This window comes from Hymenobacter sp. HSC-4F20, from assembly GCF_019599275.1.
In the GTDB taxonomy this organism is placed as follows: domain Bacteria; phylum Bacteroidota; class Bacteroidia; order Cytophagales; family Hymenobacteraceae; genus Hymenobacter.
The window spans coordinates 1,834,621-1,861,261 of record NZ_JAHZTD010000001.1 but is presented as its reverse complement, the minus strand read 5'-3'; the positions used below and the strand labels follow the sequence as shown (position 1 = coordinate 1,861,261).

Annotated in this window: 20 protein-coding genes; 3 read left to right on the top strand and 17 right to left on the bottom strand. The window is 60.3% G+C overall.

Annotated features, from left to right (window positions below; translation table 11 throughout):
• Positions 1–173: 173 nt before the first annotated feature.
• The 3 genes from K3G63_RS08030 to K3G63_RS08020 all read right to left on the bottom strand — a co-directional run bounded on the left by K3G63_RS08030 (position 174) and on the right by K3G63_RS08020 (position 2,252).
• Positions 174–908, bottom strand: coding sequence for a hypothetical protein (locus K3G63_RS08030; RefSeq protein ID WP_220613527.1), 735 nt, complete (start codon positions 906–908; stop codon positions 174–176).
• A gap of 9 nt (positions 909–917) precedes the next feature.
• Positions 918–1,532, bottom strand: a complete 615-nt coding sequence (locus K3G63_RS08025) for a hypothetical protein (RefSeq protein ID WP_220613526.1) — start codon at positions 1,530–1,532, stop codon at positions 918–920.
• A gap of 117 nt (positions 1,533–1,649) precedes the next feature.
• On the bottom strand, positions 1,650–2,252 hold the full coding sequence (locus K3G63_RS08020; protein ID WP_220613525.1) for a sce7726 family protein: 603 nt from the start codon (positions 2,250–2,252) through the stop codon (positions 1,650–1,652).
• Positions 2,253–2,330: 78 nt separating this feature from the next.
• On the opposite strand from K3G63_RS08020, the gene K3G63_RS08015 reads away from it, so the two are divergent.
• Complete coding sequence (locus K3G63_RS08015; protein WP_220613524.1) at positions 2,331–2,525, top strand: hypothetical protein; 195 nt, start codon at positions 2,331–2,333, stop codon at positions 2,523–2,525.
• 60 nt (positions 2,526–2,585) lie between these two features.
• Positions 2,586–4,238, top strand: coding sequence for a glycosyltransferase family 39 protein (locus K3G63_RS08010; RefSeq protein ID WP_220613523.1), 1,653 nt, complete (start codon positions 2,586–2,588; stop codon positions 4,236–4,238).
• Between the two features lie 332 nt (positions 4,239–4,570).
• Here the strand turns inward: K3G63_RS08010 and lysA are convergent, their stop codons facing one another.
• From lysA to K3G63_RS07995, 3 genes are all read right to left on the bottom strand, one after another.
• Positions 4,571–5,713, bottom strand: coding sequence for a diaminopimelate decarboxylase (lysA, locus tag K3G63_RS08005; protein WP_220613522.1), 1,143 nt, complete (start codon positions 5,711–5,713; stop codon positions 4,571–4,573).
• Between the two features lie 14 nt (positions 5,714–5,727).
• Positions 5,728–7,053: an aspartate kinase gene (locus tag K3G63_RS08000; RefSeq protein ID WP_220613521.1), complete on the bottom strand. Its 1,326-nt coding sequence runs from the start codon at positions 7,051–7,053 to the stop codon at positions 5,728–5,730.
• 144 nt (positions 7,054–7,197) lie between these two features.
• Positions 7,198–7,353 carry a hypothetical protein gene (locus K3G63_RS07995; protein ID WP_220613520.1) on the bottom strand — a complete coding sequence of 52 codons (156 nt, stop codon included), beginning with the start codon at positions 7,351–7,353 and terminating at the stop codon, positions 7,198–7,200.
• A 253-nt stretch (positions 7,354–7,606) separates the two neighbouring features.
• Here K3G63_RS07995 and K3G63_RS07990 point away from each other — a divergent pair, with 253 nt between their 5' ends.
• Positions 7,607–7,996, top strand: a complete 390-nt coding sequence (locus K3G63_RS07990) for a spore germination protein GerW family protein (RefSeq protein ID WP_220613519.1) — start codon at positions 7,607–7,609, stop codon at positions 7,994–7,996.
• A gap of 62 nt (positions 7,997–8,058) precedes the next feature.
• Here K3G63_RS07990 and K3G63_RS07985 read toward each other — a convergent pair whose 3' ends face one another.
• The 11 genes from K3G63_RS07985 to K3G63_RS07935 all read right to left on the bottom strand — a co-directional run bounded on the left by K3G63_RS07985 (position 8,059) and on the right by K3G63_RS07935 (position 26,508).
• Complete coding sequence (locus K3G63_RS07985) at positions 8,059–9,012, bottom strand: bifunctional helix-turn-helix transcriptional regulator/GNAT family N-acetyltransferase (RefSeq protein WP_220613518.1); 954 nt, start codon at positions 9,010–9,012, stop codon at positions 8,059–8,061.
• Between the two features lie 198 nt (positions 9,013–9,210).
• Positions 9,211–9,981, bottom strand: a complete 771-nt coding sequence (locus K3G63_RS07980; protein ID WP_220613517.1) for a slipin family protein — start codon at positions 9,979–9,981, stop codon at positions 9,211–9,213.
• A gap of 831 nt (positions 9,982–10,812) precedes the next feature.
• Positions 10,813–12,174: a M28 family metallopeptidase gene (locus K3G63_RS07975; protein WP_220613919.1), complete on the bottom strand. Its 1,362-nt coding sequence runs from the start codon at positions 12,172–12,174 to the stop codon at positions 10,813–10,815.
• Between the two features lie 216 nt (positions 12,175–12,390).
• The gene (locus K3G63_RS07970) at positions 12,391–17,502 is read right to left on the bottom strand and encodes a LamG-like jellyroll fold domain-containing protein (protein WP_220613516.1); all 5,112 of its coding nucleotides are present in this window, start codon (positions 17,500–17,502) and stop codon (positions 12,391–12,393) included.
• Between the two features lie 203 nt (positions 17,503–17,705).
• A complete protein-coding gene (locus tag K3G63_RS07965; RefSeq protein ID WP_220613515.1) occupies positions 17,706–18,260 on the bottom strand; it encodes a phage tail protein in 555 nt (184 codons plus the stop codon).
• 557 nt (positions 18,261–18,817) lie between these two features.
• A complete protein-coding gene (locus K3G63_RS07960; RefSeq protein WP_220613514.1) occupies positions 18,818–20,020 on the bottom strand; it encodes a beta-ketoacyl synthase N-terminal-like domain-containing protein in 1,203 nt (400 codons plus the stop codon).
• Positions 20,013–21,335 carry an adenosylmethionine--8-amino-7-oxononanoate transaminase gene (bioA, locus tag K3G63_RS07955; RefSeq protein WP_220613513.1) on the bottom strand — a complete coding sequence of 441 codons (1,323 nt, stop codon included), beginning with the start codon at positions 21,333–21,335 and terminating at the stop codon, positions 20,013–20,015. Before bioA ends, K3G63_RS07960 begins: the two co-directional genes overlap by 8 nt.
• A gap of 97 nt (positions 21,336–21,432) precedes the next feature.
• Positions 21,433–24,129 (bottom strand): gliding motility-associated C-terminal domain-containing protein, encoded by a 2,697-nt coding sequence (locus tag K3G63_RS07950; RefSeq protein WP_220613512.1) that lies wholly within the window; start codon positions 24,127–24,129, stop codon positions 21,433–21,435.
• Positions 24,130–24,216: 87 nt separating this feature from the next.
• Positions 24,217–24,846 carry a dethiobiotin synthase gene (gene bioD / locus K3G63_RS07945; RefSeq protein ID WP_220613511.1) on the bottom strand — a complete coding sequence of 210 codons (630 nt, stop codon included), beginning with the start codon at positions 24,844–24,846 and terminating at the stop codon, positions 24,217–24,219.
• Between the two features lie 50 nt (positions 24,847–24,896).
• Positions 24,897–25,247 (bottom strand): immunity 51 family protein, encoded by a 351-nt coding sequence (locus K3G63_RS07940; RefSeq protein ID WP_220613510.1) that lies wholly within the window; start codon positions 25,245–25,247, stop codon positions 24,897–24,899.
• A 79-nt stretch (positions 25,248–25,326) separates the two neighbouring features.
• Entirely contained in the window at positions 25,327–26,508 is a 1,182-nt protein-coding gene (locus K3G63_RS07935) for an 8-amino-7-oxononanoate synthase (RefSeq protein WP_220613509.1), read from the bottom strand.
• Positions 26,509–26,641: the final 133 nt, after the last annotated feature.

The following is a 26,641-nucleotide window of genomic DNA, read 5'->3' as shown; positions in this document are numbered from 1 at the left end:
ACGGGTTGAAGGTAAAGCCCCCAGCTCACGCCACCCCAACGAAAACACCTGATAACTAGACTTTGTAATTGAGCTGTTATCGAATATAAATAACTGATAATAAATGGTATAGCAACTGCTAAAACAGGCTTTTGAATTAGTCTGCAGCCAACAGAATAACTACCTGAGGGCTTCTAGTTGCTACCCCCGAAAACCATCTGAACCCCTATTAGGCCTGCGGCATCGGGGCCTACGGGTAGTTGCAGGTACAGGCCGCCCTCACCAAAGGCGCCTCGCACATTGGCTTCCACGTACACCCCAATTTCCTGCTCGGGCAGGGCCAAGGTTGCGATGGCTGCCCCGATGCCCACGCGCACCCGGCCCTCGAGCACGCCCCCATATGCCCCACCTAACTGCAAAGGTGGGTTGCCCAGGCCGCCAAACTTATTGGCGTATGCCAGCAGGCCATGAAAGCCGGTAAGCTGGCCGGCCCGCACCCGCACCTGGGGCACGACCCGGCCCTGCTCCAGGCCTTCAGCCCGATAGTCGCCCAGCTGGCCAACCCAAATGCCTAGGGCAGCGCCAAAAAATTGGCCATCCACGGCTGCGTAGGGGTTCACCCCCCAAATTGCTCGCTCAGGCGAAGCAGAGCCTGCATACGCCTGTTGCTTGCCGGCACCCAGGCGCAGGCCAAGGGTAAAATCAGAATCGTACTCCGCATCGGAGTAGCGCCAACGGTTACGGCGGGCCAGGCCCAGGCCCGCCGCGGCGTAGCGGTAATAGCCCGGCACGCGGCCGGCGGTACCGTAGGCTGCTACCAGCAGAGCATTATCGGAGGTATGGCCGGTGGCAGGCCGTGGAGTTTCCGGCGTTTGAGCCGCCAGCGGTAGAAAGCTCAAGGCCAGAATAGAAGTCAGGAGCAATTTCATGGGGTAGCGTTAGGGCAGCACGTAGCCTACCCGTACGGCTGCACTCAGGATGTCACCGGGAAAGTATAAGTAGGTACGGCTTTCGAGGCCAGCCCCCAGGTAGAAGCGGTTTTGTAGGGTAACATCAAGCCCTACCCCCAACGAAAAGCCGAACTGCCGAATTGTTTCCCGGCGGTACTCATTGTCGGTCAGGGTAGTAGTAGTGCCGTCGGGATTGAAGTAGGTGCCGGGGTAGCGGTAGAGCGTGGTTTCCCGACCGGCAAAAAAGGCCGGTCCGGTTTCTATCCGCAGGGCCAGCCGCTCGGGGTGCCGGCTGGTGCGCACGGCTATTAGGGCTTCGACAGTGCCCACCGCGAATTTCTCGCCGGGTTGTTTATCGGGTTCCAGACTGCGCGTGTCGGCCCGAAAATAGCTCAGGCGTGGCTGGAGGCTGAACAGGGAGCGAGGAGAAAGTCGATGCTCCAAGCCCAGAAAGACCACAGTGCCGGGCCAGCCGTAATTGGTTTGATAGGCTCGCCCGGCGCTTAGCAGCAGGGTATTGCGCAAAGCAGGCTCGGGGGTACCTTGGGCCAGCACGGAGGCCACGGGAGCTGATAAGAACACAGCGAGTAAGGTTCGATACATAGGGCAGAATAAAGGGAAGAGAATAGAAACTCTCGCCCGGCAACTATCCTGCCACTGCTTGGCAAGCAGCCTGCGGGTAGCATAAGTTAACAGAAAGGAAGCCGGCCTCTGCTGCCCTTATTTCCGGCGCGGGCGCTTACGGCGCCGGGCCGCTACCCTTTCCCGCTCGGCTTTGCGCTCCGCCCGGAAGGCCAAGCGCTCCTCCATCCGGCTCATCAGTTGCCGCCGCACATAGTAAGCCAGCGCCGATAAGGCCACCAGCTGAGTGGTGCGCAGAAAGCTCAGTACCTCCCGGCGGCGCAGGCTACTGACGCCCACCAAGCCCTGGGCCAGCAGAAACTGCTTGATTTCTTCGAGCCGCAGCAAGGCCGCTATGGCGGGGCGCTCTACGGTAGCATTGTACAGGGCCGGCCGGTGGGGGCGTAGCCCATCCGCCGAAGCTACCAGCACGCCTACCCACTCCGGCAACTGGGGCAACAGCTTGGGCAAGTGCTTTTCCGTGACAACGAAGGTGACAAAATCATAGGCCCGCCCGTAGCAGGGCAGCTGCTTTTCCACCCGCTGCAGGGTGTCACCGTCGCCTTTCAGCTCATAGCCGTGCATAAACTGCTCCGTGATGTGGACCACATCGGCGCGGGTGGTGCCGGTGGGCAGTTCATCCACATACACGCCGCCTTGCAGGAGCGGGTAAAGCAAGGCACGAATTTCAGGGTCGTTCATGAAAACAGGAAGCCGCAGAAGCCAGGGCAAAGTTCTGCGGAATAGCACAACAAAGTTACGCGTTCAGTACATTGAGGAATGAACGTGCTATTCGGTCGTTATCAGGCAGCCCCCATTTTCTACGCGGGCGTAGTATGGTTGCTTATTGGCTTGTTTGGCAAGCAGCAAACTGCCTTTCTCATCCTGGGGTTGGTGTTTATGGCGATGGGGCTAAAGCGAGTGGAGCAGCCTCCGCAGGAGGAAAAACAGCCAGACACTCCGGCTGACAAGTAGAGAGAGGAGCAGGTAGGCTTTGTCGCTACCTTTGGGGCTTCCTTTACTTCCCGTACGCGTATGCCCTTTCCCATGACCTCCCGCCGCTGGCTCTGGATTTTTCTCCTGGTGCTCGGTACCGCCTTTTTGTGGCAGCTGGGCAGTTGGGGGCCGCTGGAAAGCAGCGAGGCGCGCTACTCGGAAATCGGGCGGGAAATGCTCGCGGGCCAGGACTGGCTTCACCCGCGCCTGCTGGGGATTCAGCACTTCCACAAGCCCCCACTTACCTACTGGCTCACGGCGGCTGGCCTGGGCTTATTCGGCGAGAATACCTTAGGGGTACGCATTTTGCCCGTGCTGGCCGTGCTGTTGCAAGCCGTGCTGATGTATGGCCTGGGGCTCTTGCTTTTCCAGCAGGACCGGGCCCGCGCCCTGGCCGCGGCCGTTATCTACGGCACCCTACCGGTCGTGCTCATTTCCGCCCTCAACGTTACCACTGATGCCTACCTGGCTACCCTGGAGCTGGCTTCGGCCTATGGGATTCTGCGCTATTATCACGGGGGCGGGGCGCGGTGGCTCTACCTGTTCTGGGTTGGGCTGGGGCTGGCTTTTCTGACCAAAGGACCGGTAGGCTTTGTGCTGCCGCTGATGGTAGTAATCGGGTATTATTTCAAGCAAGGGCAGACCAAGCGGCCGTTTACCTGGCATCACGCCTTAGGGTTTGGGCTGTTTGTGCTGGTAGGGCTGAGCTGGTATCTGTATTTGATTGGGGAGAATCCGGCTTTCCTGCGCTATTTCTTGTTTGAGCATACGGTGGAGCGCTTCGCCAATGCCGCCACCTTTAACCGGGCCAAACCCTGGTGGTTCTACGTGGTGCTGGCCCCGGCTACCAGCTTGCCGTGGGCCGTGGCGCTGATTGTGCGGGCTGCCCGCACTCCCTGGAGCACAGTGCCGCGGCAGTGGCGCAACGTACTTATCTTCTGGGTGCTGGTGCCGCTGCTGTTTTTCTCCCTCTCCAAATCCAAGCTGCTGCTCTACGTGCTGCCCATCTTTCCGGGGGTAGTGCTGCTCACGGTGTACTACCTGGGCCGTTGCACCGAGGCCGCCCTGCACCGCTGGTACGTGGGCATTGTGGCGTTTTATGGGTTTCTGCTGGGGGCATTGTGCTTGCTGCCCATCCTGACTACGGTGCTACCCCTGGGTTTTGAAGTAAAGCCGCTCACGGCTATCTGGCCTGCGGCCGGGGTAGTGGCGCTGGTACTTACCCTCACGCTCTGGAGCCAGGTGCGCATTGCCCCGCGGCTGCTGGTGGCCACCACGCTGTTCACGGTGTTCCTGCTGCTGTCGGCCAAGCCTATTTTACAGCAAAACGAGTTGGCTTTCAACGGTGCCCGCCCCCTGGCCCAGTTCATCCGCGACAAGCAGCTCACCAACCGCCAGGTTGTCGTATACGACCAGCTGCTGCCGTCCCTGGCTTTCGAGCTGGGCCAACTGCCCGTATTCCTCCATGATGGCAATACGGCCCTTAACCGCGAAACGCAGTTTGAGCCCGGCACGAGCTGGCACCGCTACCTCTTGTATTTGCAGGAACCCCAACAGGAGCCTGCCCTCGGGGCGTTACTGCTTCAGCACCCGGTGCTGCTGGTGAAAGGCGAGCTGAAACCTGAGCGCCAATGGATGCTGCGCTACTTTACCCAGCAGGAAAAGCTCGGTAAGTGGACAGTACTCTGGTAAGCGCTGAAGCAGAAACCTTAGCTGCCGCATTCTGTACCGCCAAAAACAGAAAAAGCCGCTACCAGAGGTAGCGGCTTTTTATCTACGGGGTTGTAGTTAGTTATTCTGTATCCACCCTACTCCTTTCACTAACTACAACACACCACGCGGAGAGCCTTCCTTTCCATAAACTCTTCGTGCGCCGTTTGTTATTGAGTCAAAGGTAGAATGGGCCGCCCCTATGCTGCTGAAAGTTTTGGTTAACATTCCGTTCTACACGGTCAGCGTAGCCTTTCACCCGACGGACGGAAAACCAGCCCCCAGACGGCAGCTGCGCAAACTACTGGAACAGATTACCGATACACGGCTTCTGCCTTTTCGCGCAGGTTGTAAGCCGAGGACATTACCTCACCGTAGGCCCCCGCGGAGCGGATAGCCACCAGGTCGCCGCGCTGGGTTTCGGGCAAGGTGATGGACTTACCGAACGTATCCGACGACTCACAGATGGGCCCCACGATGTCGTAGGTCAGCTCCGGGCGCTGGCTGGTTAGGTTCTGGATGAGGTGGTAGCTCCCGTACAAGGCCGGGCGAATCAGCTCGGTCATGCCCGCGTCGAGAATGGCGAAACGGGTCTGCTGGCTTTCCTTTACATATAGCACCCGGCTCAGGAGCGTACCGCACTGGGCCACAATGGCCCGGCCCAGCTCTACGTGCACCTGCTGGCCGGGTCGCCGCTCCAGGTGCTGCTCAAACATGCCGAAGTAGGCAGTGAAATCCGGAACCGGGTTCTGGTCGGGTTGGTGGTAGTCGATGCCCAGTCCGCCTCCCACGTTGAGGTGGGGGAGGCGGTGGCCCCGGTCTTCCAGCCAGGTTTGCAGCTCGTTGAGTTTACGGCTGAGGTTAGCAAAGGCCGACAGCTCCGTAATCTGGGAGCCGATGTGGGCGTGCAAGCCAATCAGCTCCACGTGGGGCAGGCTGTCGAGCCCATCCACTACCCCCGCCAGATCGGCCAGGTTGATGCCGAACTTGTTGGCATCGAGGCCGGTAGTGATGTAGGCGTGGGTGTGGGCATCCACGTTGGGGTTGATGCGCAGGGCTACCCGCGCCTTGCGGCCCTGAGCTCCGGCCAACTCGTTGAGCACCTGCAGCTCCGGCACCGATTCGGCGTTAAAGCAAAAGATGTCGGCGGCCAGGGCCCTGTTGATTTCGGCGTCCGATTTTCCTACCCCCGCAAACACAATATGGTCGGGGGAAAAGCCCGCATCGAGGGCACGCTGCACCTCGCCGCCGCTTACGCAGTCGGCTCCCAACCCGGCCTGCTGAATGCGCTGCAGGATGGGCAGGTTGGAGTTGGCCTTCAGGGCATAGTGAACCTGGAAGTTGCTCGGCTTAGCGGCCGCGGCCAAGGCCGTCAGCGTCTGGTTCAGCAACTGAAGGTCGTAGTAGTAAAAGGGCGTGGGCTGCTGCGCAAGCTCTGCCGGAAGTTGAAAAGGCATTGGAATACAGAAAATTACCGCTGAAACAGCCCGGCGTTCAGAGCCTGCAGGGCGTTTACTTTGTGGTTGGTGTGCACCAGGATGCTGATGTTGTTCGGCGAGCCGCCGTAGCTGATCATGCGCACCGGAATGTCTTTTAGGGCGGTAAAGGCCTGGTGAGCGGCGCCGTGCGCATCCTGGCCCAGGCTGCCAACCAGACAGATAATGGTTTGATCTTCATCGACTTCAACCGTGCCAAAGCGGCGCAGCTCTTCCAGAATCTGGGGCAGGCGGGTGGCGTCGTCAATGGTCAGCGATACGGCTACTTCCGAGGTCGTAATCATGTCGATGGAAGTGCGGTAGCGCTCGAAAATCTCGAACAGGCTGCGCAGGAAGCCGTGGGCCAGCAGCATGCGGCTCGATTTCACGTTGATAGCGGTGATGCCGTCCTTGGCCGCTACCGCCTTAATAGCTTCCGAACCGGTTTTGGCCGAAATGAGGGTGCCGGGCGCCTCGGGCTGCATGGTGTTGAGCAGGCGTACCGGAATGCCGTGCTGGCGAGCGGGCAGCACCGAGCTGGGGTGCAGGATCTTCGCCCCAAAGTACGCTAGCTCGGCAGCCTCATCAAACGACAGCTCCCGGATAGGATAAGTGCCTTTTACTACCCGCGGGTCGTTGTTGTGCAGGCCGTCGATGTCGGTCCAGATCTGGATTTCTTCGGCCTCGGCAGCCGCCCCAATCAAGGACGCGGAGTAGTCGGAGCCGCCGCGCTTGAGGTTGTCGATGTGGCCCTGGGCGCTGCGGCAGATGTAGCCCTGCGTAATGAACAACTGCTCAGCGGCGTACGGCGCCAGGGTAGCGGCCAGATGTTCCCGGATGTAGGCAGCGTCGGGCTCCTCATCTATATCCAGGCGCATGAAGTCGAGAGCAGGCAGCAGCACGGCTGGCTGGCCCAGCACCTGCGTTACGTAGCGGTGCACCAGCAGCGTGCTCAGCAGCTCGCCCTGGGCCAGAATCACCCGTTCGCCATCGGCTGAAAGCGGGGCCGACGTCAGGCTGAGCACAGTATCAAAGTGCAAATTCAGCGCTTCAATGGCCGAATCGGCCAGGCCTTCCCCGGGCAGTAGCTCGCGGGCTACCTCGTGGTAGCGCTGGCGCAGGGCCTCGATGCGGGCGGTGGCGGTTGCCACGTCGCCGGCGTAGAGCAGGGTAGCAATTTCAACCAGCGAGTTGGTGGTGCCGCTCATGGCCGAAAGCACCACAATGCGGCGCTGCAAGTGCGGGGCGTGAATCAACTCGGCTACTTCGCGCATCCGCTGCGGCGACCCAACGGACGTGCCGCCAAACTTTAGAACTTTCATAAACGGTGAAAAACGGGAGATAAGTGGCGCAGAAAAGCCCGGCAGGTTGCGGGACGGAAAAAGAAAAGGCAAAAAAAAGCGCCGACCCTGAGGAGGACCGGCGCTTGAAGGTTCAGTGGTAGGTACAGCGAACTAGTGCGACGGTCAGGTCGGGTTGCGTTTCTTCGATTTCTTGACCATCAGCAGGCCTGCCCCCAGGGGCGAGGCTACCTGCTTGTTAGGCTTCACCCCCGCGCATACCGCTGCTACCCCCGCCAAAACCGGGAATGCAGCAAAACGAAAAGCGAGCGTGCGTGCCATAAACAGGTAGGCAAAGCGGCGTCTTAAAGCAGATAGCCCTTTTGCGGCCGCAAGTACGCAGTTTCCTCTAAAAACTCCAGCGGCGGATATAGAATTTTTGTGTTGTATGAAGGAAACCACGTAGCAGAGGCTCGTTCGGAAACCTGCGTGATACCCTTGAATCTTATCCTCCGGGCCCGGATGCCGTAGGAGAACAGCAGATGCCCGGCATCTGACCGCCTGATTTCTTCTCCACCTCTACGATTGCCTACCCATGCCAACTGCCCAAGACTTTCTCCAAACCTTTGCCAACCAGTTCACGCACAACGCCGGAGCACGCACCGTTTTCGGTGAGCCCATTGTGTTGCCTTACGCTACCGTGGTACCAGTTGCACGGGTAGTCTATGGGTTGGGCGGAGGGTTTGGAGCCGGCAAGCGCCTGCACAAGCCCGGTGAAGACGAAGCCGATACCGCCGGCAGCGGCGGGGGCTTCGGTGGCGGCGGAATGGCCTTTCCAGTGGGCGTGCTTGACATACGGCCTAAGCGCACCCGCTTCCTGCCAACCAGTCGTACCCGCCATGTGCTGCTGGGAGTGGCCCTGGGCTTCGTTCTGACGCGGGCCTTGGGCCTGGCGCGCCAGGTAGTACAGGAAAAAACAGCATAAGCCTGCGCGAGATGCTCCGGCTGTAGGCAGGGCAACAGGGTAGCAAAAAGTGGTACACGTGGCTAGGCCAACAGTGGCAACTCCATCTGGATATTGCACCGCTCGTAGGGCGAGGGTGGGGCAGCTACCGTTTTGCGGAAGCCCAACTGATGATACAGGTTGAGGGCGGGCGTAAGCCGGGTGTTGCTCTCCAGATACAGACGGCTGGCGCCCAACGCGCGGGCCTTGGCTATGGCCGCATCTCCGAGCAAGCGCCCAATTCCCAGCCCTTGCACCAGCGGCGATACCGCCATCTTGGCCAGTTCGTAGGTGGTAGCATCCATCGGAATAAGGGCGCAGGTACCCACAATGCGGCCCTGATAGCGCGCCAGCAGAATGTGCCCGCCCCGCGCCAGAATGTACTCCTGCGGGTGGTCGAGGGCCTTTAGGTCAGCTTCTTCTACCCGAAAGTAGGTTTCGATCCACTCTACGTTGAGTTGTTTGAAGTCTGGCTGGTACTCGGGCTGAAAATCGAGTATGTCGACTGCCGCCCTTATGCGCTGGTTGCGGATAGCTTTTACCCGCTTGGCCAAACTCTGGCGCGACAAGGCATACTCCGTTTCCTCCAGGGCCAGCCACAGGTTATGGCGGGTTTCGGTTAGCAACTGCTCGGTAGCCTGGCGCACGTCCTGGGTTTGCTGTTGCAAAACGGGCCAGATGGCAGCGCCCTTTTCGGTTAGGGTTACAATGCTGCGGCGCTGATCTGCCTCACCACGCTGCACCTGCACTAGCGCCTGTTTTACCAGTTCCTTCAGCACTTGGCTTACTGCGGCATGTGTCTGGCCAATACGCTCGGCAATTTCACCTACGTGCAAGCCAGGCTCGGCAGCAACTGCGTAAAACACCGGGAACCAGCGGGGCTCAAAAGCAAGGCCGTACAACCGGTACACGTCTGCTGCTTGCCCGGTAACTTGTTCGCTGAGCCGCCGCAAGCGGCTACCTAATGCCGCGGGCCCTAGTTGCTCAAAGAAATCCATGAGTTGATTGATTTGTAATTTACGTAAGTACTTACAAATATACATAATGGTTATGAGTAGCAATGCCGGTTTGCTGCTTCTGAAAGCGTTTTCGACCGTTCTTCGTGGGATGGCATAAAATAAAGCGCTGACGAAAGACAGTGTTCTTAGCCTTTCGCCAGCGCGTTATTTTGAAAGCAACACTCTCATGCCGCGTTACTACGGGTGCGGTGAAGTGGGCTGGGAGGGGTTAGTAAGGCTCCGGGCAATGTTGGTGAACTCGGAAGGAATAAGCACCACCGTGGTCGTGTTATTGTCGATGCCGATTTCGGAGAGCATCTGCATGCGGCGCAGCTCCAGGGCCATGGGGCTGCTTTCCATCTGATGGGCGCCCTGGGTGAGCTTTACGGAAGCTTCCAGCTCGGCCTCGGCCTTGATGATGCGGGCCCGCTTCTCACGGATAGCCTCGGCCTCCCGGGCCATAGCGCGCTGCATGGACTCGGGAATTTCCACGTCCTTGATTTCCACCATTTCAATCTTCACGCCCCAGGTTTCAGTAGCGGCATCCACCAGCTGCTGCAGGGTAGCATTGATGCTCTGGCGCTCCTTCAGTACCTCATCCAGTTGGTGCTGGCCAATGATGTTGCGCAGGGCCGTAACGGAGAGCTGGTACACGGCCTGGTTGAAATTGGCCACCTTGATAACGGCATCGGCCGGCGTTACTACCCGAAACCACAGCACGGCGTTTACCTTGATAGTGACGCTGTCCTTGGTAATGGTTTCCTGCTGCTCCAGCTCCACGGTTTTCGTGCGAATGTCGATGGTTTGCTGGCGCTCAATGAGGGGGATAATCCAGTACAGACCCGGCCCGCGGCTGCCCGTAAAGCGGCCCAGCCGAAACACAATGGCCCGCTCGTATTCCTGGGCAATACGCAGGCCCAGCAACAGAAAGCCAAGTAGGATAAGCGGAAGTAGAAGAGGAAGTGACATGGTAAAACGAGTAGGTAGTGGGTTGACTGCTTCTGCTACCCACGCAGCATGCCAAGAATACATCGGACACAGCAACCCCCATTTCTATGTGAGCAACGGGGTTTGCTGTGTTGATGGAGCTAAGCTGGTCATGCGGAGCCTACTGTTTTGGTAGGGTAATCTTTCCGGATTGATAGGATGTGGTACTGGGGCTAAAGGTCAGATTCGGCTTGGCTAACGCCGTCAATCAGCCAACGGCCACCGGAGTCTTGAATGAGCATAAAATTTAGCCCGAACTGCCAGCCTCCTCCATGACGTGGGCCCCTGGCCTGTACCAATGCTTGGCTACCCCTGTTCCAGGCCAGGGCAGTTGTACCCGAAAGCAGGTCGGCTACCTGCGCGTCGGGTTCTTGGGACAGCATCAGGAAGTCGTAGTCAAAGCCAGCGGCGGGGCCGTCGTTCTGCGGGTGCAGTTGTAGGGAATCGGCATACTGTTGGAAATGGGTACGCCACCTGTTTAGGTAGGTTTCGGACACTAGCCCGCTTTGCCGTACGGCGGCCAGCCACCTTTCGGTGGCCGAAAAATTTACGGCATAGAACTTTGTAGTGTCTTGTCCGTCGCTGTTCAGAATAAAGTCACCAGGTAAATTATTTTGGTGGCTATTATACCAGTTAAGATACTGCCGTACCGTATAGGCTGGTCCGGGTGCGGCTTCTGGGGCTTGAGTAGAAGGCACAGTGCGGGGTGGCTCCCGGGAGGTTTCTGCTTGCGGAGCCGGCTCGCCGCAAGCAGCCAGAAAAAGCAACAACAAGCCGGGAGTATAAGCAGACCTAAACGACAGAACCATACTGCTACCGCACCGGCTTGGGAATAACGGGTAGGCTTTCGTGGCCCTCAGCATCTACCGACACTACCCCGAAAATGTAGTTGTCCTTGCTGTGGGGTAGGTCGGCTTTGGTGTCCGTCACGAAGAACTTTTGCTGCCACTCCGGGGCGCTGGTTTCCCGCATGAGCACGTAGTAGCCCGCGGGTTTTTCGCCGGCTTTGGGTGCTTCCCACTTCAACTGGGTGCGGTTGGTGAGTTCGGCCGTGAGCACACCTACGTTTTCGGGCGCGGCAGGGGCCAGGGCCAGGCTGGCCAGGGTAGCCAAGTTCACGCCCGTATTGCGGCGCAGGTAGGGAAAATCCATGAACTTGGCGTAGTCGCCGTACTCGGTACCGTTTTCGGTGCGCAAATCCTGGTGCTGGTGGCGGAAGTCCTCGTTCATTTCTGAAAAGCGTACCGCCGAGAAGCCTTGCTGGTTAAACGGCGTATGGTCGCCGCCGCGCAGGAAACGGTCGGGGCGGTACTCCAGCACTACCTCGTGGCCGGGCACGTACTGCTGGCAGGCCAGGCGGGTGTAGCGGGCCAGCTGGCGGCTCGGCGAATCATTTTCCGAGGACAGAGTGCGGCGTACGCGGGCCTCGTCAGTTGTTTCGGTAGCCGGTACGCCTTCGCTGAACACGCGCAGGCGCTTGTCGTCCTTTATTTCGGGGTCGTGCCCCGAGGAGTTGCCCATGATGTCGTTGTTGAGCATGGCCACTAAGTTCCAACCTTCCTTTTTCGCGCGCTTGGCCAGGTGGGTGGAGCCGTAGAGGCCCTGCTCCTCGCCCTGTACGGCCACAAAAATGATGGTAGCCGGAAACTGCTGCTTCGACATCACCCGGGCTAGCTCCATTACCGCCACGGTGCCCGAGCCGTCGTCGTTGGCGCCGGGCGCGTCGGCCGTGGCATTCATCACGTCGGTCACGCGCGAGTCGATGTGGCCGCTCACGATAAAGATGCGCTTGTCGGTGGGGTCGGTGCCGGGCAGCGTAGCCATGACGTTGGCCATCACCACGGGCCGGTTGATGCGGCGGCCGTCGGGCTTGATAGTGAAGGTATCCTGCTCCACTTTCAGGCGGCCGCCGCTGGCTTTGCTGTACTTGCGGAATTCTCCTTCCACCCAGTTGCGGGCCGCCCCAATGCCGCGCTTCTTGCTTTTAGTGTCGCTCAGGGTGTGGCGCGTGCCAAAGCTCACCAGCTTGTCGACATCTTCCCGTAGGTTTTTCTCCGAAATCTCCTGCACCATGTTGGTAATGAGCGGATCGGGGGTAGCGGCAGGCTTGTTTTGGGCGAAAACAGAGGTAGTGAAACCGAGGGAAAGCAGAAACAGCGTAGAGGAACGGCGCATGGTTGAGGTCAGGGTCAGATAGAGAATGGGCAAGAGACGCAAGATACAGTGGCAGCGTTGCGGCCCCGCATCTTTTCGCGCAAAGTACGCGACCCGGGCTGCTAGGCCTTGGCAATCCGGACCCGGGGAAAGGCGGCAGCAGTGCGCAGAAACGCAAAAAAGCCGCTTCCCTAGCAGGGAAACGGCTTTTTTGCCGGGTGGCTTACCCAATCAACCTTATTTCTGCTTGATGAAATGATGGGTTGTCCGGGAGGTGGTGCCTAGTACGTGCAGTAGGTAGGAACCGGCCGGTAGCTCGGCCACGGAAAGGGTAGTGGCCGGAGCCGGTGTAACCTGGGTAGTCAGCACGGTACGACCCAGCGCATCGGTCACCAGTACCGTGTACCGGGCTTCCGGGAAGGAAGACAGGTCCAGGTGGAGGCGGTCGGTGCTGGGGTTAGGCCACAGGACCAGCCGTGAGGTTACCCCAAACCGCACCACTTCTACGCTGCTGAGGCTGGCCTGGCCGTTGGTGTCTACCTGCCGGAGCCGGTAGTGCACCTGCTTGCCAACCTGGCCGGCCTGGGCATCGGTAAACGTGTAGCTATGAGCTACCGCGCTGGTGCCCGCGCCCGGGAGGGTGCCGACCGTCGTGAACACCCGGCCATCGGGGCTCCGCTGTACCTCGAAACGGTCGTTGCTGATTTCCTGCGAGGTAGTCCAGCGCAGCAGGGCGGCCGTGCCGCTGGCCTCGGCCCTGAAGCGTACTAGCTCCACGGGTAGCGGCGAGCTGCCGTAGGTGCCGATAAAAGTCTGGCTAAACGACGTGACGGGGAAGGTAACCGTGCCGGCCGCGGCGTTAGCGGCCGTAGCCGAAATAGGCGCCTCGAAAGCTCCGTCGCTGTTGCTGCCGCGCTTGTAGAGCTTGAGCACGCCGGGAGCAGCGGCATCGGCCGGGCTGATGAGGTTCTGATCGAGGGTGTAGGTAATGGTAGCCGCAAAATTGCTGGTGCTGTACTTGTCTACTACCCAGTAGGCCCGGGTGTGGGTGCTGCGCAGGCTGGCGTCCGTTACCGGCGTGCCCAGCGGCGTGCCTTCCAGGCGAGTCACTACCACATCGTAGGGCGCTCCAGCCACCGTCGTGAAATTAATAGCCGCGTTGGTACCCGTGAACGAGTAGGTGTTGGCCCCGGTAACCGACTGCAGGTTGCTTATCCCGGCGCCTACCGGAGCTGTACTGCTTACGCGCGTGGCGCCAGTCAGAGTGCCGGCTGAGCCTCCCACGCCATCGGTGGTGGTAGTGCCGGCATCGTTGAACTGCAGGTACGAAATCAGGCCAGTTTCCGTACCGCTGAGCGTCAGGTGCCGGAGGCGGCGCAGCTCCGCCGTACTCAGGGCCCGGTTCCACTGGCTTACCTCGTCGATGTCGCCCGGGAAGAAATTGTCGCCCGTGGGGCCAGCGCTGCCCACGTAGGCAACGCGGGTGCCGCCCGGTGCATCGGTAGCAGGAGAAGTCAGCGTGGCAATAGCATTACCGTTGAGGTAAAGGGTAAGCAGGGTGCCATTAAACGTAGCGGCTATCTGGTGCCATGCGTTGGTGGTTATGGTCTGCGGCCCGGTCTGTACGCTGCGAAGCGTGGTACCCGTGCCGAAGCCAGCCTCCACGCGGCCATTGCCGGTGATGGCAATGTAAGGAGCCGCCGTACTGCCAGTCCCGTTGCCTAGCACGTAGTAGGTAGTGTTGCCCGATCCAAGGGTAGGCTTAATCCAGGCTACCTGCGTGTAGTGTTCGCCCAGCAGAGGCGCCGGGAAAGTAGCACTGGTGCTGAAATCAACAGAACCAGCCGTAGCTCCGCCGGTGAAATGCAGGGCCTGCCCGGCCACGCGGCTGATGAGAATGATCTGCCGGTTGCCCGCCGGGTTTGTCGCGCTGGGGGTGTATTCAGCGCCGCTTACGCGCAGGCTGGTTATGGTAGCATCCAGCACATTGCCGAAGGGTGCTGCAACTGCCACGTCATACACCAGCCAGAAGTAGTTGGTGCCCGTAGCCAGCTGTTGCGCGCCGGCAATGGTGAAGGCTCCGCTTGGGGTAGCCACGGCAGCACCGAACTCTTTGCCAGCAGCAAAGGTGTCGCTGGTGCCAGTGTAATACACGCGGGCCGCGGCAATGTCGGCGGCCGAGGTGCTGCCAGTGGTAGTAAAGGTAAACGACTGGGCAGTCAGGGGCGAAGAGCTACCCCCGCCACTAGTAACGGCCACCCGCAACAGCACCTGGTTGGTGCTGCCGGCCGGCACCCGCTCCAGCATGGGCTGATCGGCCGTGCTGCTGCTATACACCGCCGTCGTGGCTACCGTAAAGGTGTTGGTGCTGCTGCTGGGGCTCACCCGCTGGCCGCTGAGCTGCGCCGTGGCAAACACGGTGTGGCTTCCCTGGGCCAGAGCCGCAGGCTGGGTCAGCGAGAAGATGCCGCCAGCAGAGGCCGGGGTCGTGCCAATGGCCGTGCCATCCACGTACACGGTGACAACCGCGTTGGCCGGTGCCGTACCGTTGTAGGTGGGCGTGTTGGTGTTAAGCTGGCTGTTGTTGGCGGGAGCAGTTACAACGGGGGCCTGCGTTTGGGGCTGCTGGTAGGTGAGGGTGTAGGGGCTGGCGGCCGTGTTGCTATTGCCGGCAGCATCCTGGGCCACCCCAGCTGCCACACCCACCGTAACCGGCCCACTGGCGGCGGGCGTAACCAGGAAGGAGTAGGTTGAGCCCGAGCCGGAGAAGCTCGACACGTTGCCGCCCGTCACCGACAGGTCGCTCTGGCTGAACCCCGTTACGCTTTCCGAGAACGTGACCGTAAACGCAAGCGGAGAGGCCGTCGTTGTGCTGCCGTTGCTGCCGGCCGTCGAGCTGATAACGGCCGTTGGGCCTGTTTGGTCGATGGTGTAGGTCTGGCCGCTGGCGTAGCCGCCGCTGAGGGCGTTGCCAGCGGCGTCAGTAATGCCCGAGCCGCTGCTCGTCACGTCCAAGCGCATGGTGCCGATGCCGCTGAGGCTGCTTATCGTCACGTCGAACTGGGTGCCGCCGACGCCGCTCACCGAGGCCACGGAGGCAATGCTGCCGGTAGCAGTGCCGGTCGTTACAAGCAAAAAGCTGTTGGTAGCTACCCCCATCACGGCCTCGCTAAACGTCACGCGGTACGTCAGCGAGGTAGCATTGGTAAGGGTAGCGGTTGGGTTCTGCCGGTTGCTGCTGCTCACCGTCGGGGCCACGGCGTCTATCAGTACGCCCGCCGTTGAGGGCACGCCGTTGGGCCCGAGTGCGGCGGCATTACCGACGGCATCGCGCAGGCTGCCACCGTTCAGCGCCAGGGAGCCCAGCGTGATGCCGTCCGTATCCAGTTCGCCGCTCTGCACGGAGTAGCTGAAGGTCAGGGCCGTGCCGCCGCTGCCTGCGGCGTAGCTGGCTTGTCGGCTGGTCGAGCCGATGGTCAGGCCCAACTGCGGAGTGCCCGCTACCACCACGGCCTCCGTGAAGTTGACTGTGAAGCTCAGCGTCTGGCCGGAGCGGTAGGTGCCATTGGCGGGCGCCGTTACGCTGCTAACCACAGGGGGCGTCTTATCGATGGTGTACGTTTCGCCGCTGTACGGCAGCGCGGTGCTGATGCCGGGCAAAATTCCCGTAGCATTGGCTAGGCGCAGCGTGAGCGTGCCGCTACCCGTGCCGTTGGAGCCGGTGTTAACTGTCACGGTGTACGTAGTGCCGGAGCCCGACACGCTATTGATGGTAGCGGTACCGAGAGTGCCAGTAGTCGTAGCGTCGAAGTTACTGGTCGTTACTCCGGTCACGCTGGAGCCAAAAGTTACCGTGTAGCTTACAGTAGCGGCGTTGGTGGGGGTGGCGCTGGCCCGCACGATAGACGTGACGGTAGCTGGAGGAACTGGGGTAGCGAAGCTCACAACGCTGCCGTAACTCGTGCCTGCCGAGTTAATGGCGTAAGCCCGCACGTAGTAAATAGTACCGGCCGTGAGTCCGGTAATAGATTCGCTAAAGGTACCCGGGCCTGAGGCATTGCTGTTTTGCGTACCGCTGCCGATAGTGGGCGTCGTGTTCGTGCTGCTGTACACTACACCCCGCTCGGTTACGGTGGCGCCGCCATCGGTGGTAACATTGCCGCCCAGTACAGCGCTGGTGCTGGTAATGCTGGCCGCGGCGGCCGTCGTAACAGTAGGAGGGGCGGCGGCGGCGGCCCCAACGGCAATACCCATGATACTCGTATTCGCGCTGCCAATCTGCGCGCCGTCATTGAGCAACGTGGTGATAGCGCCAGCGGGAGTCACGGCAACAATATCCCGGTTGTTGATATTGAGGTCATGTACCAGTACCCGGTTATTGGCCGCATCGTAGGCCAGAAAGCCCGGTGAGGTCGGGAATCCCCGGCCATTGCTGTTTACATCTACTACAAGCTGCTCCGTGCCCCCGCTCAGCGAAATGCGCCGCAGTTGGTCGTTGAAGGTATTGACGCTATTATCCCGGACAACATAGTAAAGCGAGTTGTCGGCAGTGTTGACCGCAATACCACCCTGGGTAGTAATGACCGTAGTGCCACCGGAGGAGATTTCCGTGAAAGTAAAGGCTTTCGTTACGGCCCGGCTGTTTAGATCAATGGCTGACACGTACAGGTTGTTGCCTTCGCTGTTAGCAACGGTACTGGATACGCCGTTGGTCGTGAGCAGGCGGTTGTTTTGCCGGTCGAGGGCCAAGGCTTGCGGCGTAGCCGGGAAGTTGGCGGTGTTGCTACCAACAAAGGTTTCCTCGTTGCCTCCGGCCAGCGGGATGCGGCGCAGCTGATCGAGGCGGCTCCCAAAGACGTTGTCACTGAGGTTGTAATACAGGTAGCCGCCCACATTATCCACCACCATGCCCGTTACGACGGTAGAGGCAGCCGAGGGAATACTGGCTACCGTCTTGAACAAGGTAGCGGTTCCGCTGGCACTGACCACGTAAATGGCCGACGCAGTCGCCACGGCATTGGCCACGAATACCCGGTCACCTGCTGCATCGTAGGCTATCTGGGTAGGCGAGGCCGCAAAGTTGCTGCTGCCGCTATTGCTGTACACGGGTGCTTCTGCCCCCCCGTTCAGCGGAATGCTCCGCAGCTGGTCGTTCAAGGAGTTGAAGCTGCCGTCGCTGACGGTGTAGTATACCCGCGTTTGGGCCAGGCTGCTTATGCTCAGTAGCAGTACCAGCAGCAGCGCTAGTAGCTGGCCCAGGTAGCCGCCGATTGGGGGCCGGGGGAGGAGGGGGTATATGCCCGGCGGAACCAATGACCTCCGCTGGGCAGGACGGTAATAGTGTATCATAAGAAACGAAAACAGGCGAAGCAAAAAGGGCAAACGAAGCAAGGGGAAGAAGCATAGAGCGCCAATGGGGCGGGAGGATGAAAGCTCCTGGCTTAGTATATGGCACGCTAACGATTAGATCCCCATCAAACCGGAAAGCACCGCCCGGCGCTGAAAGCCGGACGGTGCCCCGTATTCCGACAGCACGGAACTGCCGGCCGTGGCTAGTTGCGCGAAGGATACAGGCCCTGCAGGCAGATAATGTAGTTCAGGCCCAGGTAGGGCTGCATCACGCTGAACGGCTGGTTGCCGCCGGCTGCGCCGATAGCCTGAGGGCTGGCCTGGGCGTTTGGCGCCGGGGCGTAGCTGTTCACCGTCACGGTAGTGCCGCTGCCCGTGTCTTCAAAATTACCAATGGCTGGCACCCCGCCCTCAGGGCTGGAAGCTGTGCCGTTACCGGTATTTACGGCCAGGGTGTGCGTATGAGCTGGCATCTGTGCCGCGTTCAGGGTTACGGTAGGCGTGCCGCCCATCTGGCCTAGCTGCACTGGATCAAGGCCGGGGCCGGGCCGGCCATTGCTCGCGTGTACTGGTACGCGACCACGCAGGTCCGGCAGGGCAAACGTATTTCTGCCATCACCGCCGTACGTGACACCCAGAATTGAATACAGCGCCGAATTTTGCGCAATGTTCAGCAGAGAGCCGTCGCAGAAGGCCCAGCCATTAGGGGCAAAGTTGCCGGCAAACAATACAATGGAGCCGATGAAAGCTTCGTCCATAGCAAAGAGAAAAAGGTTAGTGAAAGGAAAAAAGAGCAAGTACTATCAGGCGCCGTAAGCGCCTGGGGCTGCCGGCGCAGACCTACCACCTGGCAGTACAAGCTTGCAGCGCCATGTCCAGTACTGCCAGGTGGTAGGGCACCGGGGGCGCTTGGCGCAGGCCCGTGCTGGCAGAGCCGGCAGTCAGGCTAGGGCAGCGTTTGCTTGGCATGGTTCAGCCGATATGAGCGGGCACCAGGCCAAGCAGCAGAAGAGGAACGGAAAAAACACAGGCAAGCCTGCGAGCAGGCGCAGCAGCTCGTAAAGGAAGGATTGATCAACTAGTGATCAGTGCAATAGGAGGATAGCTAGAGGCGCGGCGTAGCCGACTAGTGAAACATGATGCCCTGGTATACCCTGGTAGCATGCTTGGAACAGATCAGCTCGCTGCCAAAATTGCTGAATAGCATGGGTAAGCAGCAAGTGTTTTTCGCATTATTAAAATATTAATTAGTATAATTATATTATATATTGAATTATGTAAAATAAGAGGATTTCTACTTACGTATAGTAGAGGTTTATAACATCGACACTAGCGCACTGGCCGCATTGCCCCCGAAGCCAGCCGCATTCACCAGAACCCTACGGATGCGGCTCGGAGCCTGGGAGGCTATGTCCGTAGCGAAGGGCGGAGCGGGCCACTGCTGGGTTTCGAGTACGTGCAGGGCAAAATCGAGACTGAGCGCTGCCGAGGCACCCAACGTATGGCCAATCAGCCATTTGTTCGACAACAGCAGGGGTAGCGCCTCCCCGAAAACGGCCCGCAAGGCCGCCCGTTCGGCTGCGTCGCCGGCGGGAGTGCCTGGGCTGTGCAGCACCACGGCATCCACTTCGGTGGGCGAGAGACGGGCCTGGACTAAAGCCTGCCGGATGGCTTGCTGAAAATGCTGCCCATCGGGCGAGAGGCCGGTTTTGCTACCGATGGTCTCGAAGCCAAACCCCACGCTTTCCAGCACAAACACCGGCCCGGCTGACTTCTCCGCGGCCAGTTGCTGCTGGCTGACTTTCTCCAGGGCAAACACGGCTGCTCCTTCGCCCAGCACAAAGGTGGAGGGCTTGCCCGCGCCGGGGCGGCAGGGCCAGTCGGCGGCGGCAAACGGCGAGTAAATGCCAATGGCCTGCATCTGGGCCAGGGTAAAGTCGGTAAGAGGTGCCTCCGTGCCACCCGCTAGAAACCGCGTGGCCATGCCCGCCCGTAGCCAGGCCGTGGCATTGCCCAGGGCCTGAAATGCGCTGCTACAAGTGCTGGAGTGGCTCAGGGCTGCGCCGCCGGTGCTGCCCGCATCAAAGGCTACCCAGCTGGCCACATTGCCAAGGGTAGTCAGCGGGGAAGCGGCCGTAGGCACGGTTCCTTCGGTCAGAAACTCCGCGTGAAACTCCTCCGTGCGCCCCGTAGCGCCCCGGCTGCTCCCGATGCTCACGGCCAAGGGGTTGGCTGTGGTGGCAGGGGTAGCAGCCCAGCCGGCTGCCGCGGTGGCCTGGCGGGCTGCCAGCAAACCCAGCAGCACGGTGCGGTCGAGCTGGCGGTAGGCGGGCTGGGTGCGGCGCAACTCCGCGAGGGTTGCCTCGGTGGCGGGGGGTAGGGCCGCCACGGGCCGGCCGCTGGCATGGGTAGCAAACGGTGAAACGCTAGCATCAGCTGGCAGCGGCAGCAGCCCCAGCGCCGATACGCGGCCCCGACCCCGGATAACAATCAGCTCGTCGGGGGGTAACTCAGTCATGCAGGTACTCGGGTAGGGTAGGCGCCGGCTCGAAGTTCAGAACCAGTTCGCGCATGCGGCGCAGCACCGCGTACAGCAGCTCCAGTTCTTGGTTGGTGGTGCAGTAGGGGGGTAGTAGGTACACCACATTGCCAAGGGGGCGCAGCACGATGTGGTTGTCGATGGCGAGTTGGTAGAAGGCGTCGCGGAGGCGGCTGAAGTAGCTGGTGCCCTCGCCCGGGTCGTACTCCACGGCCAGAATGGTGCCACGGTGGCGCACCTGCCGGATGCCGGGCATGGCTTCTATTTCCAGGCGGAAAGCCGCGTGGGCGTCCTCAATCCGCTGACGCTGCTGGCTGCATTCGTCGGTGCGCGTGAGTTCCAGACTGGCCAGGGCAGCGGCGCAGGCTACGGGGTTGGCCGTGTAGGAGTGACCATGGAAGAGGGCCCGCATCTTGTCGTCGCTGAGGAAAGCCTCGTAGATGGGCGCGGCGCAGGTGGTCAGGCCCATAGCCAAGGTGCCGCCCGTCAGTCCCTTGGAAAAGCACATGATATCAGGCTGCTCCGGCAGTAGGCTGCTGGCAAACAAGGGTCCGGTACGGCCAAAGCCGGTCATCACCTCATCGGCAATGCACAGCACCCCGTGCTGGTGGCAGCGGCGCAGCATTTCGGTGAGCACCTCCGGTGAGTACATCACCATACCCGCCGTGCCCAGCACCAGCGGCTCGAAGATGAAGCCTGCTATATCTGGGCGGGTGAGCAGGGCATCGAGCTGAGCCAGCACCTCGGCTTCCCTGCCCGGCACCGGCACATCAATGAACTCCACGTCGAAGAGCAGGGGCCAGAACGGCTGGGTGAAGGTCCCACGGCTGCTGACGGCCATGGCCCCGAAGGTGTCGCCGTGGTAGGAGTCGCGGAAGCAGAGGAAGGTGCGGCGCTCCGGCTGGCCTTGGTTGTGGAAATACTGTAGCACCATTTTCAGGGCTACTTCCACCGCTGTTGAACCGTTATCGGAGTAGAAAACGCGGGCTTGGTTGCTGGGCAGAATTTCCAGCAGCTGCTCGGCCAGCTCGACGGCGGCGGGGTGGGTGAAGCCGGCGAACAAGACGTGCTCCAGGGTACGCAGCTGCTCGCTCACGCGCTCGGCAATGTGCGGGTGCGCGTGCCCGTGCAGATTCACCCACCACGAGGAAATACCGTCGAGGTAGTGGGTGCCGTCTTCAGCAATCAGCCAGCTGCCCTCACCGCGCACAATGGGCACCGCCAGCGGGGCAGTCTGCATTTGGGTATAGGGGTGCCACACGACGGCGTGGTCCCGTTCGGAAAGAGTAGGCATGGGTGGTAAACAGCGTAGGGCGGCAAAAGTAATACCCCATAGCACTACGCCAGCCTTTCTGGTGGGCCGCTTACTGAGGCAGGCTAACCGCCTGCCCCTATTTTACTACCTGCACCCAGCCTTTGTAAGAGGTATTTAAGCGCTTCAGAAACAAATGATAGTAATACAGGCCGCCCCCTACTGTGGGGGCTGTCCATGTGCCCGTATACTTCTGCTGCTGAAATACCTGCTTGCCAAATCGATTGTAAATCGTCAGCTCATTATCCGGGTACAGCTCCAGCTTGGGTATCCAGAAGGTATCGTTCCGGGTGTCGCCGTTGGGAGTGAAAATGTTGGGGATAACCAACGCGTGCTCGAAGCCCAGCTCCAAGTCGTTTGACCAGACTTCCGTAGCGTGGGTAGCCGAAACCGCCCTGATTTTGTAGTGGTGCTCGAAACCGGCCCGCGCATCTAGGCCGGCAAGCAACGAGTGGGTAGCGTCAAGCGTTTGCACCAACGTAAACCTGCTCTCGGCGTCTAGCTTGCGCCATACCTCATAGCGGGTACTGGCGGCGGGCCAGCCGCCGTAGGCATTCCAGGCCAGATCAAGCTTATCCTGATCGGGGTGGGCCGTGCCAGTTAGTCGGATGGTTTGGTGCACGGCGCTTTCTACGGGCTCATCACAGCTGTTGCGGGTACGAAGTGCGTACTCGTAGCTGCGCTCATCGGCATTTACTCCGGTATCCTGGTACGACGACTGCGTAGGCGGCAGCTGCGCCACCGGCTGCCAACTGCTGGTACCCGCTACCCTGCGAAGCACCGTAATGGGGCCGTTGCCGGCCAAGGAGCGCGCCAGCGTCCAGCGCAGCGTACTATGCGTGTCCGCGTCAGGTCCAATGCTGGCGGCATTCAGCGTGAGGGTAGTAGGGTCCTGAAATACGCTGACCCGCAACGTATCCGATACCCCGTAGCATACAGTGTCGGCTACGGTTTGCTCCTGCACCCACAGCCGATGCTCTCCTGGCCCGTCCCAACTAACGGTTATCCGACTGCTGCCTTGCCCGGCCACTAGGCTACCCCCCCGAATGCCCCAGGTGTAGCGCGAGCCGGTCGTGTTCGTAACAGCGTACTGCTGGCCATCCTTCTGGGTTAAGCAAACCGGCGTTTCTCCCCGGGGCAACTCGGTTTGGAGCAGGGGGTTGATGCGGACCGGCAGCGTAGCGCTGCTGGCGCAGCCGAAGGAGTTTGAAGCCGTAACCTGCACCTGCGCCTGCGGAATGCGCGGCCCCCAGTTCACTACCACCCGGGCCGTACCCTGACCGCTCACCAGCGTGCCACCGATGACACTCCACTGGTAGCTACTACCTGCCTGAGGTGCTACCTCGTATTCTACCCCCTGAATGCCAGGGCACACCGAGCGGCTCCCGCTAATGGTTACGGGTGCGGGCGCAGGCTGCACCGTAATGGTCACGGCATCCCGGCGGGTACAGGTGCCATCGTTCACGCTCAGGGTGTAGGTAAGGCTTGCAGGACTTGTTAGCGAAGGACCACTGTAGCGGAAGGTAGGATTCGGGGAGGCCGGGTTATCGAGGTAGGTAGCCGGCGACCAGCTGTAGGTGTAGGTAGGAAGATTCTGCCCGCTGAGCCGCACTGCTTGGGTTCCGCACACGCGCTGGTCAGGGCCGGCATCGGCTTTCACCGGGGCATCGTAGAGCAGATTGGTCGGGAACCGGGGTAAACGAGGTTCTGATCCGGCCGGTAGCGTCAGCGCATTCGCCCGAAAATCACAGGCTGCTCCCCGCCGGTCAGGAAACTGTATAGTTGCTAGCAGGGGTAGCGGCCGAAAATTGCTGTAGGGGGTCAAGTAAATCTGCCGGTCAGGCGCTATTCGCATGTCCGAAAGGCGCACGGAGCCAGTCGGGATATGCAGCCGGGACTGGATAATGCCGGCCGAGCTACCCGTGGTGAGGTCGTACTGCAGCAGCGAGTCGTTGCGCAAAGAGTACAGGAGGTTGCCGCTGGCGGAGAATTCATTTACCGCAAGAGCCCCCTTGGCAAATAGGAGCGGGTTGCTGATAACCCCGGTAGTTGGGTTGAAATCAAGCAGGCAGGTACGGAGAATTAGATTATGGCCAACGTGGGCCTCATCGTAGGAGAAGACTATCTTATCGCCCCGGGGCGAGATGCTGTGCCCGTTCACCTGCCGCATGGACACGGGCCGCGACACAACTGCACGCCCTACACCGCTGGCACTGATGCGGTACGCCTGAATTTCATCCAGGTCATCATCGGGGTGAATCAGCCAGTAGTCGCCTTCCGAGCACTGCGCGGAAAGCATAAAGCCAGAACTGCCACGAGCTATAACCCGGTCTTTCTCCGTGACGGCACCCTGCCCCTGGTTGGCGGCCATGTCTACTACCGAGTAGCACAGCGAGCGGCCAACGCTGAAGTTGGTATTGCTGGGCGGGTAACCGATGTAGAAAACGTAGAACAGGGTAGTGGAGCCGGGCTTCCTGACAATCGTGATGTTATCAAAACCAAAGTCAATGGGCCTCGATGCCCAGCCCCCGTTTTGCAGGAGTTGTCCGTTGCCGTTACATATGCCTTGGCTATTGGCATAGAGCAGGAGTTGGCCCTGCGAAGTAGCATAGGTAGCGTGCACGCTCCTGTCGGCCGAGTGAGCCGTTCGAATGGAAACCGGCGAAGTGGTGAAGTCCAGGGCAACCCCCGTGCTCAGGTACCAGATGGCGCTTTCCTGCTGGCCAAAACTTCTGGTCGCAACAAAAAGAAACAGCAGGATAAAAAGTGGCTTCATAGCGTAGCACGTAGTTTATAGAAGAATAACGCAGTGCAATACTACCGCTAAGCAGCCTCAGGTAGTATTGCCAACTAACCTACTTTCTTACTTAGCGTGAGTAGCAAACCACTCCCGGAACTCAGCAGCATAACGGCTCACTACCTCAGGGGTAACTTCGGTTTCGGGCAGGATGCGGGGTAGGAGGGGCACGCCGGTGTGCTGCTGGATGAAGTCCTCGGTAGCGGGGGTAGGCTCGCCGTTGAACACGAGGCCGCGCACCCGCAGCCCGCGCGCCTGCAGGGCTTCCAGCGTGAGCAGGGTGTGGTTGATGCTACCCAGGTAATTGCGCGAAACCACTACTACCTCCAGGTCCAGCTGCTGGGCCAGGTCGGCCATCAGGAAGCCGGGAGCCAGGGGGACCAGCAGGCCGCCGGCACCTTCTACCAGCAAATGGTTGGCAGTTTCAGGTAGCTGGAAATCCTGGGGCTGCAGCGTAATGCCTTCGGCGGCGGCGGCGGCGTGGGGCGAGGCCGGCAGCTGCAGGCGGTAACGCTCCGGCCAAAAATGGCTGCGGGCGTTGCGCACGAGGCTGCGGACGGTGCCCGCATCGGTGCTGGGTTCCAGGCCTGCTTGCACCGGTTTCCAGTAATCGGCCTGCAAAGCCTCGGTTAGAATGGCCGAAACCACGGTTTTGCCGACATCGGTGCCGATGCCAGTGATGAAAAGTCGTTCCACTAGGTAATCTTCTGCTTGCGTTGTCCTCCGGCGCTTTGGTGCCAGCGAGGCTAATCTAGTTGTGCCCTGGAAAATAGGTCGTGTATTACGTCCTCGTCTTCCACGGCCTCTTTGAAGGCAAGAGCAAACTGCTTCAGCGCTGCTTTGTCGGATGAGTAGGCGCAGTACATGCTGCCTTCCGGATCGAACTTTACTGTGCCAACCAGTTGCGGCATTTTCTCTTGCAGAAATACCTGGGCCAAAGATGCCCAATCGTAGCCACTGCCCTCAAACCCCTCATCGGCTCTTGCTTTGAAAACGTCGGTTTTGTACTCCCCGACAGGTAAGCTGACGGACGCGCTACTTTCGTGTTCTGACCAGAAGAAAGGGGAAATGGCCTCTGCGAAATCCTGCTGGCTCATGGTGTTTTTCGTTGCGTAAGAGGATACAGGGAATGAATGGCTAGCGTCTTTACAGGAGGAAGCTTAACCTGCGTTCCGTTTAGCGCTTTTGATGCTTTTGTGAAGCTACAGGTGTCCTGCCTGCTATTGTCGGTTGTAACAGTGCTGCCAGTCTATCTATATCTGCCGCCGTGTTGTAGGAGTGCAGGATAAGCCGCAGCCGCTCCGTGCCGGCTGGTACTGTAGGCGACACGATGGGCCGCACATCAAACCCTGCGGCCTGGGCGACGGCCGCTACCTCCCGCACCCGAGCTGGACCCGGCGCATCGGTAAAAAACACCGGATGAATCACGTGGCTTTCCAGCGGCACGCGCAGCCCCGGCACAGCGTTCAGGCGGGTTTTCAGGTAGTCAGAAAGCGCGAAAAGCCGCTCCCGCTCCGCCGATAGGTCAGGCAACACCTTATACGCGGCCCGGAGGCTTGCGACGGAGTAAGGGGGTAGGGCGGTGGTGTAGATGAAGGGTCGGCTGAAGTTGAGGAGGTAGTCGCGGAGTACGGCCGGGCCGGCCACGGCGGCACCCTGGCTGCCCAGGGCCTTGCCAAACGTGAGCACGCGGGCAAATACGTCGGCTTCCAGCCCCAGCTCTACCACCAAACCCTCGCCTTGTGGACCGTAGAGGCCGTTGGTATGCGCCTCATCCACTACCAGGTATAGCCCCCGCTCCCGGCATACGGCAGCTAGCTCCGTCAGGGGGGCCATGTCGCCGTCCATCGAATACAGGCTCTCTACCGCCACAAACACGGTTCCGGTGGCACGGGCCAGCTTGCGCTCCAGGTGGGCTATATCGTTGTGACGGAAGCTCCAGGCCGTGGCAAACGAGCCTCGGATGCCATCTTTTACAGAGGCGTGTGAGGCCTCGTCGTAGAGAATTGTGTCGCCGCGGCGGGGCACGGCGGCAAAGAAGCCAATGTTAGCCGCGTAGCCGGAATTGAACAGCAAGGCCGCTTCCGCGCAGTGAAACTGCGCCAGTTGTGTTTCCAGCGCTTCCGCTGCAGCTGAGTTGCCGGTGAGCAGGCGCGAACCGGTGCTACCTGCCCCAACCTGCGCAACCTGCTGCAAGGCGAGCTGCACAGCCGGGTGCCGACTGAGGCCGAGGTAGTCATTAGAACTGAAATCAACCAACCCCAACGCGGGCAGAGTAAGGCGTCGGCGGGTGCCGGCGGCTTCGCGCTGGTCTAGCTCTTGGGCGAGACGCTGATGGAGGGGAGATGGGGTAGGCATAGAATCGACCGGAGGAAAAGGAGCCGGGTAAAAAGCACCTGTCATCCCAAGCTTGCAAAGGACCTTTTTACGTTAGCACGATAATCGTTACAACGACTCGTTCTCGGCGTGATAAGGTCCTTTGCAAGCTCAG